We start from the raw sequence: 17510 nt of genomic DNA on the forward strand, positions 1-17510 counted from the left end.
CCAGCACGGCGGCGGCCAGACCCACCGCGCTTCGCTGAGCACCGGCATCGGCGACCTGGACAACGATGGCTACAACGCCTTCGTCACCGCGGAATGGCGCCACCAGGGCGGCATCAAGCTGTCGGACCGCGACCAGTACGGCTGGGCCAACCGCGATTGGCGCGGCCGCGGCGGTAACGACCTGACCCTGGGCGTGCCGACCTCGCTGAACGGCTTCGTGACCCCGGCCAGCTCGCCGTTCCTGTACAACCCGACCGGTACGGGCGGTGCCAATAACGCGGCGAACTTCCTGTTCCTGGATCCGAGCTGCAACTACACCAAATACCGCGCGGGCCAGTGCTCGGTGACCGACAACGCCAGCTACATCCAGCCGGAAAGCGAAAACCTGAACCTGCTGGTCGGCATGACCAAGAAGCTGAACGCCGACTGGGAACTGGCCTTCAAGGGCTCGATGTTCAAGCGCGACAGCCTGAACAACCGCGGCGTCGGCCCGACCTATTCGTCGAGCACCTACGCAGGTACCACCACGCTGAACAACGGCGTGCTGAAAACCGGCGTCGGCCGCATCCCCAGCACCGTGTTCGCTCCGGGTGCCAGCATCGGCGCGGGCGGCATGACGAACCCGTTCGTCGCCGGAACCGCAACGGATGCCAACGGCAACCTGATCAATCCGGGTAATGCCCGCCTGTACGGCTACATCCCGGGCATTGATGCGGCCAGCGTATCGGACAACACCTCGACCACGACCCGCTTCGCCCTCGACCTGACGGGCCGCGCCTACGGCTGGGACCTGCAGCTCGCCGGCGGCCTGACCAAGGTCAAGGTCGACATCGACTACAGCGGCTACGTCGATCGTAATGCCCTGTACAACGCGATCAATGCAGGCCAGTGGAACGTCCTGGGCGGCAACTCGCAGAGCCTGCTCGACCAGGTCTCGCCGCGCTTCTCGAACACCCTGACCTCGAAGCTGAACTACTTCGACGCCGTCGGTTCGCGCGAACTGATGCAACTGGGCGCCGGCCCGCTGGCCCTGGCTGCCGGCCTGCACTGGCACAAGCGTACCTGGGACGCGCCGGCATCGTCGCTGACCGCCAACGGCCTGGTCGGCAACACCTCGGCGTTCGTGGTGGGCGACGAAACCAATACCGCCGCCTTCGCCGAACTGCAGGCGACCCCGATCAAGAACCTCGAGCTGCACGTCTCCAGCCGCTACGACCACTTCGACACCTACGGCAAGTCGTTCACGCCGGCGGCCAGCTTCAAGTGGACCCCGTCGCAGATGTTCGCCCTGCGCGGTACCTTCGCCCGCGGCTTCCGCGCACCGAACCCGGCTGAAACCGGCAATGCAGGTTCGTTCTTCCTGTTCAACGGCCTGAACGACCCGCTGCTGTGCGCCAACGGCCCGCGCGCCGCCGGCACCCCGGTCACCGGCGCCTGCAACATCCAGCCGACCTACGTGCAGACCACCAGCCAGGACCTGTCGCCGGAAAAATCGAAGTCGTACACCCTGGGTATCGTGGTCGAGCCGCTCAAGGGCCTGAACGCCACCCTGGACTACTACAAGATCGACGTGAAGAACCAGATCGTGACCGCAGCCGGCAACGATCCGAGCTACGTGCCGACCTTCGTGCGTAATGACCCGACCCCGATCGACCTGTACACCGGCAACGGCAATGAAGTCGCCGTGGGCACCCCGGCCGTCGGCACCATCGCCTACGCACAGTCGCCGTACATCAATGCCGGTTCGACCAAGACCGACGGCATCGAAGCGGACATCGGCTACCGCTGGCGCCTGCCGAGCGATATGGGTGTCGTGCGCGCGAACCTGAGCGCAGCCCATACGTTCAGCTACGAGCAGTCGGTCGCCGGCGTGACCTACCAGCTGGCCGGCACCCAGGGCCCGTCGGTGGTCTCGGGCGCAACCGGTTCGCCGAAGAACCGTGCCCAGTTCAGCCTCGGCTACTCGAAGGGTCCGCTGGACGTGAACGCGACGGTGAACTACACCAGCAAGTTCTCGGCCCTGGATCCGTCGGTGGGCGGCACCAACTGCGCAACGGCATCGGCTGACATCACTGGCCGCGCCTACTTCCAGGACCTGGACCAGCCGGAGTACTACTGCCACGTCGCATCGTTCACCGTCACCAACCTGAACGTGCAGTACAAGCTGAGCCAGAACCTGACCCTGAAGGGCTCGATCCTGAACCTGTTCGACAAGCAGCCGCCGTACGACCTGAGCACCTACGGCAACTCGAACGTGCAGACGTCGTACAACGCCTCGCTGCACCAGGCGGGCGCCGTCGGCCGCTTCTACAGCCTGGGCCTGGCCTACACGTTCTAAGCTTCGCTTGAACGGATGACGGCGCCAGCGCCGTCATCGCCGTCTCCACGACAGGGGCGGGCGAGTCATCATGCATGACTCGCCCGCCCCGTTTTCGTTAACGGCCGCCTTTCGTCGATTTCACCGGTAACCATTGTTCGGCAGTGAACAGGCCGACCGATACGTTGTTTCTTCCCAACGGTCTCTTCAAGAAAACCTGTTCTACAAATGCCGTGAAAATGCGCTAACACTGTGCATTTCCAGATGAAGACGACGCCCGGTGAGCATTATGGGTGCAATGCAATAATCCCGCTCGCTGTACCGATCCGCAGCGTTTCACGATATTGCGCATCCGGGAACCCTGGCGCAATTCACTGCTTGTAAATACGTATTTTCTGTTGCAATCGCACATTGTCACGAATATTCACGCACTATTTCGGTGCTAACAAATAGTGTTCTTGTCGTAAAGATTGTGTCATTTCTCGAATTGACTCTTGAAGAAAGGATATGTTTTTATGACATGCATATCCGCTGGCCAAGAAATGTTTGTTTTCGGCGGATAGAAGAGAGAAAAACCCGTTTCGTGATTGAAAACAGATGCGGCCGGCGTCAGCGCCGGCTTCGATAACAGAACAGGAAAGATCACATGTTGAAGAAAACTGTCGTAGTCCACGCGCTCGCCCTGGCGTTCGGGGGCACCGCCCTCGTACTGGGCGTTGCTTCGCCCGCTTTCGCACAGTCGAACGCCACCGGCACCGTGTCCGGCCGCGTGGAAGGCACGCCGGGCGCCAGCATCGCGCTGACGAACGTCGAAACGGGCCTGCGCCGCACGGCAACCGTCGACGCCGCCGGCCGTTACCAGGCAACGTCGCTGCCTCCAGGGCACTATCGCGTGGACCTGCTCCAGAACGGCAACGTGGTGCGCAGCACCGAAGTCGACGTGCTGTTGGCCCAGGGCGTCGACGCGTCGTTCACCAATGTCCAGGAAGTCCAGGTGACGGGCCGCCGCAGCCGCATCGACCTCACCACGGCCGCCAACGGCGTCACGTTTACCGCCAAGGAACTGAACAAGCTGCCGGTACAGCAAAACCTGACTTCCATCGTGCTGCTGGCCCCGAATACCACGCGCGGCGATCCGGCATTCGGCAACACCGCTTCCTTCGGCGGCAGCGGCGTGTCCGAGAACGCGTTCTACCTGAACGGCTTCCCGATCACCAATCCGCTCAGCCAGCTGGGTTCGATGGAACTGCCGTTCGGCGCGATCCAGCAGGCCAACGTACTGACCGGCGGCTTCGGCGCCGAGTTCGGCCGTTCGATCGGCGGCGTGCTGGCGGTGACGTCGAAGAGCGGTACCAATACCTGGGAAGCGGGCGCCACCTACTCGATCGAGCCGAACGCATGGCGCGCGAACCGCCGCAACATCATCTACCCCAATAACGGCGCCGAGACCGATGGCCAGATCGACCTGCGCCGCGACAACCGCTCGACCACCACGCGCCAGTATGGCGGCTACGTCGGCGGTCCGATCATCCGCGACAAGCTGTTCATGTTCATCGCCGCGGACCAGACCCTTGGCACGGACAGCTACGTCGGCTCGGCCAGCTCCGCCGCCCCGTCGACGATCGCCGAAAGCGGCTGGAATGCGAACCGTACCTGGGAAAACCGCTGGCTCGGCAAGCTGGACTGGAACATCACCGACAACCACCGCCTCGAGTTCACCAGCGCCGGCGACGACTATCGCGGCCGCTACCAGAAATATGGCTACGTGCTGGACGACAAGACAGTCAACAACGGCATCGTCAACCTGAACGGCCACCCGAACAACACCTTGTACTCGTCGGCCGTGGCGACCAATATGGGGCCGACCGACGCGTATTATCCGCAGCCTCCCGGTTCCAAGCTGAACTCGCTGCGCTACAACGGCCAGATCACCGACGACCTGACCGTCACCGCGCTTTACGGCGTCCTGAAGAGCGAGCGCGGCACGGTCTATGAGCAGGCAGGCCAGAATACGGGCGGCACCGTCCCACCGTCGGTTTCGGTCATCAATTACACCGGTGGCAACGGCCGCTGGCCGGCGCTCGATCCGAATCTGTTCCGTACACACAATATTTTCCCGGGCAACCGCGCTACGCCGGGCGAAGACGAGACGAAGGCAGCCCGCTTCGACATCGAATACAAGATCGGCGACCACAAGCTGCGCGCCGGTATCGACTCCGTCAAGATCGACGTCAGCGGCGCAGGTGTCGCCACCAGTGGCGGCATGAGCTGGAGCTACCGCTGGGTCGGCGCCGGCAACGCTAACACGTCGGTGCCCCTGTCCTTCAGCCGTCCGGCCATCGTCGCCAACTACGGCGGTTCGGGCCTGGCGGGTTACTACGTCCGTTCGAACATCTTCAGCTCGATCACCGACGCGTCCGCGAAACAGAACGCCCAGTACCTCGAAGACCAATGGCAGGTCAGCAAGAACGTGCTGCTGACCCTGGGCGTGCGCAACGACACCTACTCCAACTCGAACGGCGATGGCGAAAAATTCATCGACATGAAGAGCCAGGTGGCGCCGCGCTTCTCGGCGATCTGGGATGTGAACGGCGACCAGTCGCTCAAAGTCTATGGCAGCCTGGGCCGCTACTACCTGCAATTGCCGACTTCGGTGGCGGCGCGCGCGGCGTCGCGCTCGACCTACCTGAACCAGGATTTCACCTATACGGGCGTCGATCCGAACACCGGTGCGCCGCTGGGCCTGGTGCCGATCAATACGCAACAGTCGCCGGACGGTGAATACAACCAGCGCAAGGACCCGCGTGCCATCGTGGCCGACGGCCTGAAGCCGAACTACCAGGACGAGTTGACGATCGGCTTCGACAAGGCATGGTCGCCGGACCTGAACTTCGGCGGCCGGGTCACCTACCGCAAGCTGGGTGCCGGTATCGACGACAGCTGCGACACCCGACCCATCCTCGACTTCGCGCAAAAGAACGGCATCCCCATCCTGGCGCCCGATGCGGTCAACTGCTACATCTACAACCCCGGCCGCGACGTGACCTTGTGGGTGGATGGCAACGACGCGGCCGGCAACCCGGTCGTGACGGGCAAGGGCCAGTATGCGCACTTCACCACGGCGCAGATCGCCGAGCCGAAGGCCAAGCGTACCTACGCGGCGCTGGACGTGTACCTGGAACACCCGATGCGCAACGGCTGGTTCGGGCGGGTCAACTACACGCTGTCGCGTTCCAAGGGCAATATGGAAGGGCAGACCCGTTCGGACACGGGGCAGACCGACGTCGGCACCTCGGCGGCATGGGACTTCCCGGAATTCGCACCGGGTAGCGATGGCCTGCTGCCGAACGACCGCAAGCACCAGTTGAAGGCCTTGGGCGCGTACCAGATCACGCCGGAACTGACGGTCGGTGGCTTCGCGACGATCCAGTCCGGCCGTCCGCGCCTGTGCCTGGGGACCAACAACCTGTCCGACGGTTCCGACGATAACGGCAACGGCCTGGATCCGAGCTTCCCCTACAACGTCGCCTACGGCGGCCCGGGCTACAGCGCCGAGTACTACTACTGTGGCGGCAAGCCGGCGCCGCGCGGGTCCCTCGGCCGCCTGCCCTGGGAAAAACGCCTGGACCTGAACCTGGTCTATGCGCCCAACATGCTCAAGGGACTCGCCGTCAAGGTCGATGTGTTCAACGTATTCAACTCGCAGCGTCCGATCACCCAGGATCCGACCTACGACGAGGGCGACGAGAACGTGCTCGCCGCCACGTACAACCAGTACACGGCCTACCAGGCTGCGCGTTCGATCAAGCTGACGGTGGAGTACAACAAGCGCTTCTGATGAAGCTTGATACGGCGCCGTCCGGCGCCGTATCCATTCACCGCGGCTTCGGCCGCGGTTTTTTTGCCTATCTATATAGCTGCGTTCAGATCCCGCCCCATCCCGCCGCCAGGATCGCCAGCGCCGCCAGCCCCGCCGTCTCGGTGCGCAGCACGCGCGGTCCCATCGACAGGGGCAGGGCGCCGGCGGCGATCGCCGCGTCTTCTTCCTCGTCGCTGAAGCCGCCTTCCGGACCGACCAGCAGCACCACGTCGCGGGCAGTGTTTGCCCGCGTCCATTGCGCCAGCGAGGCGTCCGCGCGCGGGCTGAGCAGGATGCGCGCGGCGCCATCCTGCGGCTGGGCGATCCAGCGGCCGAATTCCTGCACCGGGGCCACGCCGGCCAGGCAGTTGCGGCCGCATTGTTCGGAAGCGCTTACTACCACGCCCTCCCAGTGGGCGAGGCGCTTTTCCGCGCGCTCGCCGGCCAGTTTCACCACCGAGCGCCGCGCCGCCAGCGGCTGGATGCGCGTCACGCCCAGCTCGACCGCCTTTTCCACGATCCAGTCCATCTTGCTGCCTTCCGGCAGGCCCTGGGCCAGCGTGACGGAGAAGGGCAGTTCGGCATCGACGGCGTCGTGGGCGAGGACTTCGGCGCTGGCGCGGCGCTTGCCGATGTCGACCAGGCGGGCACGCACCTGGCCGCCCTCGCCGTTGAACAGCACCAGCTCGTCGCCGGCCTGCTGGCGCACGACGTGCAGGTGGTGGGCGACGGTTTCCGGCAGGTCGACGACGGCGCCGGGGGGGAGCGGTTGCGGGCAGTAGAAGCGTGGCATGGATGGCAAACGGCAAATGGACAGACCGGCATTTTAAATCCGCGGCCCCGTCCTCTGCTAAAATACGCGGTTAAGGCACGCCGCAACGCCACCGCTTCCAATCCTCAGTACCTACCGCACCCATGAAATCTCTGCAAACCACCACCCTGATGGCCAACGCGATCCGTGCGCTGGCGATGGACGCCGTCCAGAAAGCAAACTCCGGCCACCCCGGCATGCCGATGGGCATGGCCGAGATCGCCGTCGCGCTGTGGGACGGCCACTATCGCCACAACCCGGCCAATCCGGGCTGGATGAACCGCGACCGCTTCCTGCTGTCGAACGGCCACGGTTCGATGCTGCACTACGCGCTGCTGCACCTGTCGGGCTACGACCTGACCATGGACGACATCCGCAACTTCCGCCAGCTGCACAGCAAGACCCCGGGCCACCCGGAAGTGCACATCACCCCGGGCGTGGAAACCACCACGGGTCCGCTGGGCCAGGGCATCGCCAACGCGGTGGGCATGGCGCTGGCCGAGTGGCTGCTGGCACGTGAATTCAACCGTCCGGGCTTCGACATCGTCGACCACTACACCTACGCCTTCGTCGGCGACGGCTGCCTGATGGAAGGCATCTCGCACGAAGTGGCGTCGCTGGCCGGCACGCTGCGCCTGAACAAGATGATCTGGCTGTACGACGACAACGGCATCTCGATCGACGGCAAGGTCGAAGGCTGGTTCACCGACGACACCCCGAAGCGCTTCGCGGCCTACGGCTGGAACGTGATCCCCGACGTCGACGGCCATGATGTGGCTGCCGTCGATGCGGCGATCGCCCAGGCGAAGAATTCGGACCGTCCGACCCTGATCTGCTGCAAGACCATCATCGGCAAGGGCTCGCCGAACCTGCAGGGCGGCGACAAGGTGCACGGCGCCGCGCTGGGCGAGAAGGAAGTCGCGGCGGTGCGCGAACACCTGATCTGGGATTCGATCCCGTTCGACATCCCGGCCCCGATCTACGAAGCCTGGGACCAGAAGCAGAAGGGCGCCGCCGCCCAGGCGGAGTGGGACGCCCTGTTCGCCGGCTACCGCGCGCAGTATCCGGAACTGGCGGCCGAATTCGAGCGCCGCATGAAGGGCGAGCTGCCGGGCAAGTTCGAGGAAACGCTGGCCGCCGCCATCGCCTCGACCGTCGAGAAGAAGGAAACCATCGCCACCCGCAAGGCGAGCCAGAACGCGATCCAGGCGCTGGCCGGCGTGCTGCCGGAATTCCTGGGCGGCTCGGCCGACCTGACCGGCTCGAACCTGACCAACTGGAAGGAATCGATCCCGGTGCGCTCGGGCACCCCGGGCAACCACATCAACTACGGCGTGCGCGAATTCGGCATGGCCGCCATGATGAACGGCGTCGCCCTGCACGGCGGCTTCATCCCGTTCGGCGCGACCTTCCTGACCTTCTCGGACTACAGCCGCAACGCGCTGCGCATGGCGTCGCTGATGAAGATCCGTTCGCTGTTCGTGTTCACCCACGACTCGATCGGCCTGGGCGAAGACGGCCCGACCCACCAGTCGATCGAACACGTCTCGTCGCTGCGCCTGATCCCGGGCCTGGACAACTGGCGTCCGTGCGACACCACCGAGTCGATGGTGGCCTGGGGCGAGGCCCTGAAGCGCAAGGACGGCCCGTCGACGCTGATCTTCTCGCGCCAGAACCTGCCGTACATGGAACGCGATGCCGCCACCGTCGCCAACGTGGCCAAGGGCGGCTACGTGCTGCGCGACGTGCACGCGCCGCGCGCCGTGCTGATCGCCACCGGTTCCGAAGTCGAACTGGCGATGAAGGCCGCCGACGCGCTGGCCGGCCAGGGCATCGGCGTGCGCGTCGTGTCGATGCCGTCGACCGACGTGTTCGAGCGCCAGGACGCCGCCTACAAGGCGCAAGTGCTGGGCAAGGGCATCCCGCGCGTGGCCATCGAAGCCGGCGTGACCGACTTCTGGTACAAGTACGTGGGCCTGGAAGGCGCCGTGGTCGGCATCGACACCTTCGGCGAATCGGCCCCGGCGCCCGTGCTGTTCAAGCACTTCGGCTTCACGGTCGAGAACGTCGTCGGCAAGGTCAAGTCGGTGCTGGCATAAGTCTTTGAGTTGATGTACTCCGCCGCGCGCGCCAGGAGACGGGAGCGCGCGGCCGATTTTCGCGCTATGCTTGCGTGATGATGAATTTTTTTCAATCAGGAGTGAATAAATGACGATCAAAGTAGCAATCAACGGTTATGGCCGCATCGGCCGCAACGTCCTGCGTGCCTTCTACGAAGGCGGCAAGAAGCAGGACATCCAGATCGTGGCGATCAACGACCTCGGCAACTCGGAGTCGAACGCCCACCTGACCCGCTACGACACCACGCACGGCAAGTTCCCGGGCACCGTCGAAGTCGACGGCGACTTCATGATCGTCAACGGCGACCGCATCCGCGTGTTCGCGCAGCGCAATCCGGCCGAGATCCCCTGGGGCGAACTGGGCGTGGACGTCGTGCTCGAGTGCACCGGCTTCTTCACCACCAAGGAAAAGGCATCGGCCCACCTGAAGGGCGGCGCCAAGAAGGTCATCATCTCGGCACCGGGCGGCAAGGACGTCGACGCCACCATCGTGTTCGGCGTCAACAACGACGTGCTGAAGGCGTCGGACACCGTGATCTCGAACGCCTCCTGCACCACCAATTGCCTGGCCCCGCTGGTCAAGCCGCTGAACGATGCCATCGGCCTGGAAAACGGCCTGATGACCACCGTGCACGCCTACACCAACGACCAGGTGCTGACCGACGTGATGCACGAAGACCTGCGCCGCGCCCGTTCGGCCACGCACTCGATGATCCCGACCAAGACCGGCGCCGCCGCCGCGGTCGGCCTCGTGCTGCCGGAACTGAACGGCAAGCTGGACGGCTACGCGATCCGCGTGCCGACCATCAACGTGTCGATCGTCGACCTGTCGTTCATCGCCAAGCGCGACACGACCGTGGACGAGATCAACCAGATCATGAAGGCCGCCGCCGACGGTCCGCTGGCCGGCATCCTGACCTACAACACGGCGCCGCTGGTCTCGGTCGACTACAACCACAACCCGGCCTCGTCGAACTTCGACGCCACGCTGACCAAGGTGTCGGGCCGCCTGGTGAAGGTCTCGTCGTGGTATGACAACGAGTGGGGCTTCAGCAACCGCATGCTGGACACCACCGTGGCGCTGATGAACGCCAAATAATTCGTTCCAGCCATAAAAAAACGCTCCTTCGGGAGCGTTTTTTTATGGCGCGGATGACGCAGCGTACCTCATTTTTTCGCGGGCCAGGGCGTCAGGATCTCGAAGCCGTTCTTCGTCACCGCGATCATGTGTTCCCACTGCGCGGACAGCGAACGGTCGCGCGTGACGACGGTCCAGCCGTCGTCGAGCTGCTCGACGTCGGCCTCGCCCAGGTTGATCATCGGTTCGACCGTGAAGGTCATGCCTTCCTTGAGCAGCAGGCCCGTGTTCGGGCGGCCGTAGTGCAGCACCTGCGGGTCTTCGTGGTAGACCTTGCCGATGCCGTGGCCGCAGTATTCGCGCACCACCGAGTAGCCGGCGCCTTCGGCCAGCTTCTGGATGGCGGCGCCGACGTCGCCCAGGCGCGAACCGGGACGCACGGTGCGGATGCCGGCCATCATGGCGTCATAAGTGGTGTCGACCAGCTTCTTCGCTTCCGGCGACGGCGTGCCGGCGAAGTACATGCGGCTGGTGTCGCCGTGCCAGCCGTCCTTGATGACGGTGACGTCGATGTTGATGATATCGCCGCCCTGCAGGATTTCCTTCTCGCTCGGAATGCCGTGGCAGACGACGCCGTTGACCGAGGTGCACAGGGTCTTCGGGAAGCCGTGGTAGCCGACGTTGGCCGGCGTGGCCTTCTGCACCTTGCGGATGTATTCGTTGCAGCGGCGGTCGAGTTCCTCGGTCGAGACGCCGGGGACGACGTACTCGCCGATCATTTCCAGCACCTCGGCCGCGAGGCGTCCGGAGACGCGCATCTTGGCGATGTCCTTGTCGTTCTTGAGTTTGATGGCCATGGTTCGATTGGTGAAACGGCGCGCACGCGAGGGAAGGGGAGGCGGCGGCCAAACGCTCATGATACCGCGTCGCGGCCATGGGCGTCGATCCAAAAAAAATGCCCGCCGGGCGGACCCGGCGGGCATCGGTCAGGCTGTCATGCAAGCGGCCGGGCGGCCGCCGTCATCAGAAGGCCTGGTTGTAACGCACGTAGACGAAGCGGTCGATCGGCAGGTTGGCGTCGACAGCCGACGACGAAGCGGCGCCGAGCACCGTGGTGCGCGGGTTCTTGTCGAAGATGTTGTTGGCGCCGAGCATGATCGTGCCCTTCCACGGGGTCTTGTACGCGACGCTGACGTCGTTGTAGACCATCGCGCCCAGCTTGTTGTAGCCGGTGCCGAAGCTGGCTTCCTGGGTCAGGTACTTGCACGAGGTGTCGTCGTAGCAAAGGTCCTTCACGCGGCCGAAGATGCGCGCGGTCCAGGTGGCGCTCCAGTTGCCCATGTTCCAGTCCAGGGCAACGTTCGACTTGGCACGGTAGTAGGCAACGCCGTTCTCGTCGTAGTCGCCCAGGTAGCTGATGGTGTCCGAACCGTCGCCCGGGTTCTGCTCGTACTTCGTCACGAAGGTCGAGTCCGAACGCAGGGTGAACTGGCCGTACTGGCTACGCGGGAAGCGGTAGGAGAACGACAGGTCCCAGCCCTCGGTTTCCAGCGAGCCCAGGTTGGCATTGCCGCGCGACAGGTTGACCAGCTGGCCGTTGGCATCGCGCTTGAGCGAGCTGCAGTACGACGAGATGTTCTGCGTGTAGCAGTAGTTCAGGACGTCGTTCGCGGTGATGCCGGTGATCAGGTTGGTGACCTTGATGTTGTACCAGTCCAGCGAGCCCGAGAAGCCAGGCACGGCGGCCGGGCTGTACACGAAGCCCAGGGTGTTGGTCTTCGCGCGTTCCGGCTGCAGTGCGTTGTTGCCGGCGCCCGACAGGAACGGAGCGATACTTTGCGTGCCGCGGGTGCTGGTGATCGGGGTGTTGGTCTGGTCGACTTGACGGAAACCAGCGCCCAGGCCGCAGCGTTGCGCCACGATCGGGTTGCGCGCGGCTTCGCCGAACTGGGTGTCGCACGGATCCAGGAAGGTGTCGTAGGTCTGCGAACCGCCGCCGAAGGTGTCACCCACGGTCGGGGCACGGAAGCCCTGGGCCCAGGTGCCGCGGACCAGGATGTCCTTGTTCGGCTTCCACATGAAGCTGGCCTTGCTGTTGTGGGTGTTGCCGAAGTTGCTGTAGTCCGAGTAGCGCGAGGCCAGGTCGACGCTCAGCAGGTCGGCGAAACGCACGCCCTTCAGGATCGGGATGTTGGTTTCCAGGTAGGCTTCGCGCACCTGGTACTTGCCGCGCGTCGGGTTGCCCGCCAGGTCGGTCGAGTAGCCCGACTGCTCGAACTGGCCCGGCTGCTCGTAGCCACGCACTTCGCGGTGCTCGATGCCGCCTGCCACGCCCAGCATGCCGGCCGGCAGCTGCAGCAGTTCGCCGCTGATGTTGGCGGTGGCGCTGTTGATGGTGCTGCCGTAGGTTGCCTGGCCGGTCGACATGATGTAGGCCAGCGCCTCCGGGGTCGACGCGGACGGGCCGCCGATGATGTTGAACGGCGTGCACTCGGCCAGCGCGATCGGCGCATCCGGGGTGCCGCACTGGACGACGCCGCTGCCGTTCAGGAACGACGGGCCCAGGGCGCGCTTCAGGTTGACCAGGTTGAGGTTGCCGGTGCCGAAGGTCGAGCCGCGCTGTTCGCTGTGGTTGTAGCCCACGTCCCAGTTCCAGGCCTTGCCCTTGACTTCGAAGTTGCCCGACAGGGTCGCGTCGACGTGGAAGGTGCGGTTTTCGTTGTCGGTCACGCGCGGCACTTCGATCGTACGGCGCGAGAAGGACAGCTCTTCGCCGATCGGATTGTAGTAGCTGTTCGCGGCGATGTAGACCGGGTAGCTCGGCTGCGTGGTGCTCTGCAGCGGATAGCCGGCGATCTGGGTCGACGATTTGCGCTGCGAGTACATCGCGGTGGTGGTGAACTGCATGTCGTACGGCAGTTCCAGCGTGCCCTTGGTGAACAGCGTGTCCAGGCGGTTCGGCATCTGGAACATCATCTGGCTGGCGCTGTTGAACTTGTCGTCGATGACGCTGCCGTCGTAGGTGTGGTAGTTGGCCGGGTTACGCGGATCGGCGCTGACGCCGCCCGGGTGGTTGATCACCTGGTTCAGGAAGGTGCTGCCGGCAACCGTCGACGACACGCGGCCCCACGGGCCCAGGCCGTAGCCGTCTTCCGGGTGATCCGGACCGTTGGCGTATTGGGTGATGCCGCGCTTGTTGGCCCACACGGTGCCCTGCTCGGTGTGCGACAGGCCGAACATGACAGACGCCTTGTCGGTAGCCGCGCCATAGCTCAGCGAGAAGTCCTTGTTCTTGCCGTCGCCCTTGTCGTTGGCGCCGGTGTACAGGCTCAGCTGGCCGCCATCCAGGCGCTTCTTCAGGATGATGTTGACCACGCCGGCGATCGCGTCCGAGCCGTAGATCGAGGAAGCGCCGTCCTTCAGGACTTCGATGCGCTCGATCATGGCCGACGGGATGGTCGACATGTCGGTGTAGCCGTTGACGGTCTGGGTCCAGCGCTTGCCGTCCACCAGGACCAGCACGCGGTTCGAGCCCAGGTTGCGCAGGCTGATGTACTGGCCGCCGTTCTCGTTGTTCGAGGTCAGCGCGCCGCCGCGGCTGAAATCAGGGGTACCGGCCGAGGACAGCTGGTTCAGGATGTCGCCGACGGTGACCAGGCCAGTCTTCTGGATCTGTTCCTGGGTCATCACCTGGACCGGCTGCGCGGTCTCCAGGTCGACTTGGCGGATACGCGAGCCGGTCACTTCGACGCGCTGCATCGGTGCGTTCGCTTCTTGGGCGTAGGCTGCGTGCATCCCGAATGCGACACTGCCCAGGCACATCAGGCGGATCGAACGGGACAAAGCTTTTTCCATCATGGTTACAAAACTCCTAGGGGTTGGGGCACGGCGGACTGCGGTTAGCACGGCCGTGGAACACGGTCGCTCATGCGACTGTCTGGAAAAACGTATGGATTGGTTTTTCCAAGCCGGCAATGGAATCACCTGGGATGGCAGGGTGTCAACGGTCTTTTGTGCATATACGCTGGACACCCAGTCTCCTGTAATGACGCGAAAAGCCACGAAATGATGGCTTCGCGCGCCTATTTTTTAATCGCCGCGACACAAAATTAATCAATTGACATCTAATGTTGTGTGCGACAGTGCCGTGCAGTCTCGCACCAGAATGCAGCTTTGCAAAGGCGCAACGCACCAAAATGGGATGAATTGATGAATTGAGTTAGAAAAACGTCACTTTTATGCAACGATTCCCATGTGTAAATATAACGTTTTCACGCGCTTAAAATTTTGTATGCATGACAAAGGTTTAAATTGGTGCGCAGGCGTGTAAATGCACCAAAATACAACAATCGACCGTTGTTGGTCCGCAACACAAAATTCGGGGAAATCGGGGCTTGGAGGTGGAATCGGTCCCGGGGCGGCGAAAAATCACGGAATGTTGCCGGCAGCAGGGCGCTGCCGGCAAAAGGGACGAGGCCGGGAGTGTAACTATCGGTCGTCGAAACAGGCTTGCCACAGGCGCGTCACGGCGCTTGCGTGGGCAGCCACCAGCGCGGGTTCCACGCGCGCATTGTCCTGGCCTTGCAGGCGCACCTGGTGCTGCAGCCGGCGCATCGTCCGGTAGGCGCCGGCGACCTCCTCGGCCAGGGCCGCGTCGATCAGGCCCAGGCGTCCGCACAGGCGCAGCAGGGCGATGTTGCCGGCATTGGCCGTCAGTTCCGGGTAGTCCGCCGCATGGCGCAGCACGAGGTATTGCACGATGAACTCGATGTCGATCATGCCGCCTTCGTCCTGCTTCAGGTCGAACAGCGGCGTGCGGCTCGGGTGGGCCTCGCGCATGCGCCGGCGCATCCGGACGACTTCGTCGCGCAGCTGGCCCGCATTGCCGCTCCTGTCCTGGCGCAGCACCCGCTCGCGGATGGCCTCGAAGCGCGCGCCGATGGCGGCGTCGCCGGCGCAGAAGCGGGCGCGGGTGAGCGCCTGGTGTTCCCAGATCCAGGCCGAGCCCTGCTGGTAGCGCTCGAACGCGTTGACGGACGAGACCAGCATGCCGCTGGCGCCGTCAGGACGCAGCGCCGTGTCGATGTCGAACAGGATGCCGGCGGGCGTGTGCGTCGTCATCCAGGTGATGAAGCGCTGGGCCAGCTTGGCGTAGTGGGACGGCGCATCCTGGTCGTCGTCGTCGAACAGGAAGATGACGTCGAGGTCGGACACATAGCCCAGTTCCTTGCCGCCCAGCTTGCCGTAGGCGATCACGGCGAAGCGCGGCACTTCGAGATGGCGCTTGGAGATCGTGCGCCAGGCGCGCTGCACGACTTCGTGCACGATGAGGTCGGCCAGCGCCGACAGGTGGTCGGCCAGGCGCTCGACCGACAATTCCCCGGCCAGGTCCAGCGCCAGCAGGCGGAACATCTGGGCGTGGTGGGCTTCGCGCAGGATGTCGAGCTGGCGTTCGGTGTCGCCGTCGGCCGCGTCGAGCTGGCTCGCCAGCGCGGCCGCCAGCTGGGGCAGGTCCTCGGCGGCATTGCCGCGGTCGTCGAGCAGTTCGTCGAGCAGGATCGGGTGCTGGGTCAGGAAGGTCGCGGCCCAGCCGCTGGCATTGATCATGCGGATCACCCGCTCGAGCGTGTGCGGATACTCCGTCAGCAGCGACAGGTAGGCCGAGCGGCGCGCGATCGCCTCGAAGAAGTCGAGCAGGCGCCCCAGCGTGGCGGCGTGGCTGCCGAGCCCCGCTTCGCGCACGATCGTCGCGATCAGGGGCAGCGCCGTGTTCACCAGCGCCACCAGGCGCGTGCGGCTGGCTTCGGGCAGCGTCTGCAGGCGCGGCGCCTGCCAGGTGGCGAGCAGGCGGCCGGCGGCCTGCTGCGGATCGTCGAACTCCAGCGCGGCCAGGCGTTCGGCGATGGCCTCGCGGCTGTCGTCGCCGCCCAGCGCATCGGGGTCCACCTCGTCGCCGCCGCCGCCATTGCCGCCCTTGTCGGCGAAGATGGCGTCGAACTGGCTGGCCACGAAGGCGCGGCACTCGTCCAGCGCCGCCAGCAGCTGCGCTTCGTCCGCCATGCCCATCATGCGCGCGACCACGAGACGGTCTTCCGGCGCGGCGGGCAGGGTATGGGTCTGGGCATCCTCCAGGTACTGCAGGCGGTGCTCCAGGTTGCGCAGGAACGCGTAGGCGTCCAGCAGGCGCCCGACCACGTCGGCGGTGAGCAGTTCGCGTTCGGCCAGCAGGCGCAGCGTCACGCGGGTGGAACGCTCGCGCAGGGCCGGGTCGCGCCCGCCGCGGATCAGCTGGAACACCTGGGCCAGGAATTCGATCTCGCGGATGCCGCCGCGGCCCAGCTTGACGTTCTGCGTGCGTTCCGGATGCAGGCGCTCCTGGCGGTTGACCTCGGCGCGGATCTGGGCGTGCATGGTGCGGATGGCATCGATCACGCCGAAGTCGAGGTAGCGCCGGTACACGAAGGGGCGGACGATGTTGTCCAGGGCGGCGATGTCGGTGTCGTCCCCCGTCACCGCGCGCGCCTTGACCCAGGCATAGCGTTCCCATTCGCGGCCTTGTACGATCAGGTAGTCCTCGACCATGTTCAGGCTGGCCGCCAGCGGACCCGACTTGCCGTTCGGGCGCAGCGCCATGTCCACGCGGAAGGTGAAGCCGTCTTCGGTGATCTCGGACAGGGCGGCGATCAGCTTGCGGCCCAGCCGGACGAAGAATTCGTGGTTGGACAGCGATTTCTGGCCGGGACCTGCCTGCGTCTCACCGTCTTCCGGATAGACGAAGATGAGGTCGATGTCGGAGGAGACATTGAGCTCGCCGCCGCCGTGCTTGCCCATCGCCAGTACCATCATCTGCTGGGGACGGCCGGATTCCTCGCCGACCGGCACGCCGTGGGCGGCCGTCAGCTCGGCCATCAGTTCGGCCAGGTGCGACTGCACGGCGAAGTCGGCGAAGCGGCTCATGGCGGTGACGACCTCGTCGAGGTCGGCCTTGCCCTCCAGGTCGCGCCGGATGATGGCGCACACGAGCAGGTTGCGCAGCCGGCGCATGGCGCGCCCGAGGGGGAGCGGGCGCGACGGGCCGTCGGGGCCGGCCTCGGCTTCGGTCTTCAGCGCTGCGCCAAGATCGAGGCGGGCCAGCGATAATGCGGACAAGGCGTCGACGCGTCCGGCCCGGGCCGGGTCGGCAGCGAGCCAGCGCCGATAGAAACGCGAGTCTTCCGCGGTCGATAGGGATTGGGTGGGTGAGGCTTGCAACATACAGGCGACTCCTGGCGGGTTTGTGCGGTCCGTGGCGCTTGCTATGGGGTAAAATTGCCCGCCACGCTGCC

Annotated in this window: 8 protein-coding genes; 4 read left to right on the plus strand and 4 right to left on the minus strand. The window is 64.8% G+C overall.

Going from position 1 to position 17510, the window contains the following annotated elements:
* Together QPK32_RS07630 and QPK32_RS07635 are read left to right on the plus strand one after the other, a co-directional pair.
* A partial coding sequence (locus tag QPK32_RS07630) for a TonB-dependent receptor domain-containing protein (RefSeq protein ID WP_290412196.1) occupies window positions 1-2338 on the plus strand: 2338 nt, incomplete at its 5' end.
* A gap of 625 nt (window positions 2339-2963) precedes the next feature.
* Window positions 2964-6155 (plus strand): TonB-dependent receptor, encoded by a 3192-nt coding sequence (locus QPK32_RS07635; protein WP_290412197.1) that lies wholly within the window; start codon window positions 2964-2966, stop codon window positions 6153-6155.
* Between the two features lie 85 nt (window positions 6156-6240).
* Here the strand turns inward: QPK32_RS07635 and QPK32_RS07640 are convergent, their stop codons facing one another.
* Window positions 6241-6969, minus strand: a complete 729-nt coding sequence (locus QPK32_RS07640) for a 16S rRNA (uracil(1498)-N(3))-methyltransferase (RefSeq protein ID WP_290412198.1) — start codon at window positions 6967-6969, stop codon at window positions 6241-6243.
* Window positions 6970-7091: 122 nt separating this feature from the next.
* Here QPK32_RS07640 and tkt point away from each other — a divergent pair, with 122 nt between their 5' ends.
* Together tkt and gap are read left to right on the plus strand one after the other, a co-directional pair.
* Window positions 7092-9086 (plus strand): transketolase, encoded by a 1995-nt coding sequence (gene tkt / locus QPK32_RS07645; RefSeq protein ID WP_290412199.1) that lies wholly within the window; start codon window positions 7092-7094, stop codon window positions 9084-9086.
* A 109-nt stretch (window positions 9087-9195) separates the two neighbouring features.
* A complete protein-coding gene (gap, locus tag QPK32_RS07650; protein ID WP_290412200.1) occupies window positions 9196-10206 on the plus strand; it encodes a type I glyceraldehyde-3-phosphate dehydrogenase in 1011 nt (336 codons plus the stop codon).
* 68 nt (window positions 10207-10274) lie between these two features.
* On the opposite strand, the gene map is transcribed toward gap, so the two are convergent.
* From map to glnE, 3 genes are all read right to left on the minus strand, one after another.
* Window positions 10275-11042 carry a type I methionyl aminopeptidase gene (map, locus tag QPK32_RS07655; protein ID WP_290412201.1) on the minus strand — a complete coding sequence of 256 codons (768 nt, stop codon included), beginning with the start codon at window positions 11040-11042 and terminating at the stop codon, window positions 10275-10277.
* A 166-nt stretch (window positions 11043-11208) separates the two neighbouring features.
* On the minus strand, window positions 11209-14043 hold the full coding sequence (locus tag QPK32_RS07660) for a TonB-dependent receptor domain-containing protein (RefSeq protein WP_290412202.1): 2835 nt from the start codon (window positions 14041-14043) through the stop codon (window positions 11209-11211).
* A 630-nt stretch (window positions 14044-14673) separates the two neighbouring features.
* A complete protein-coding gene (gene glnE / locus QPK32_RS07665) occupies window positions 14674-17439 on the minus strand; it encodes a bifunctional [glutamate--ammonia ligase]-adenylyl-L-tyrosine phosphorylase/[glutamate--ammonia-ligase] adenylyltransferase (RefSeq protein WP_290412203.1) in 2766 nt (921 codons plus the stop codon).
* Between the last annotated feature and the right edge of the window lie 71 nt (window positions 17440-17510).

Source organism: Massilia sp. YIM B02763 (assembly GCF_030412015.1).
Taxonomy (GTDB): Bacteria; Pseudomonadota; Gammaproteobacteria; order Burkholderiales; family Burkholderiaceae_D; genus Telluria.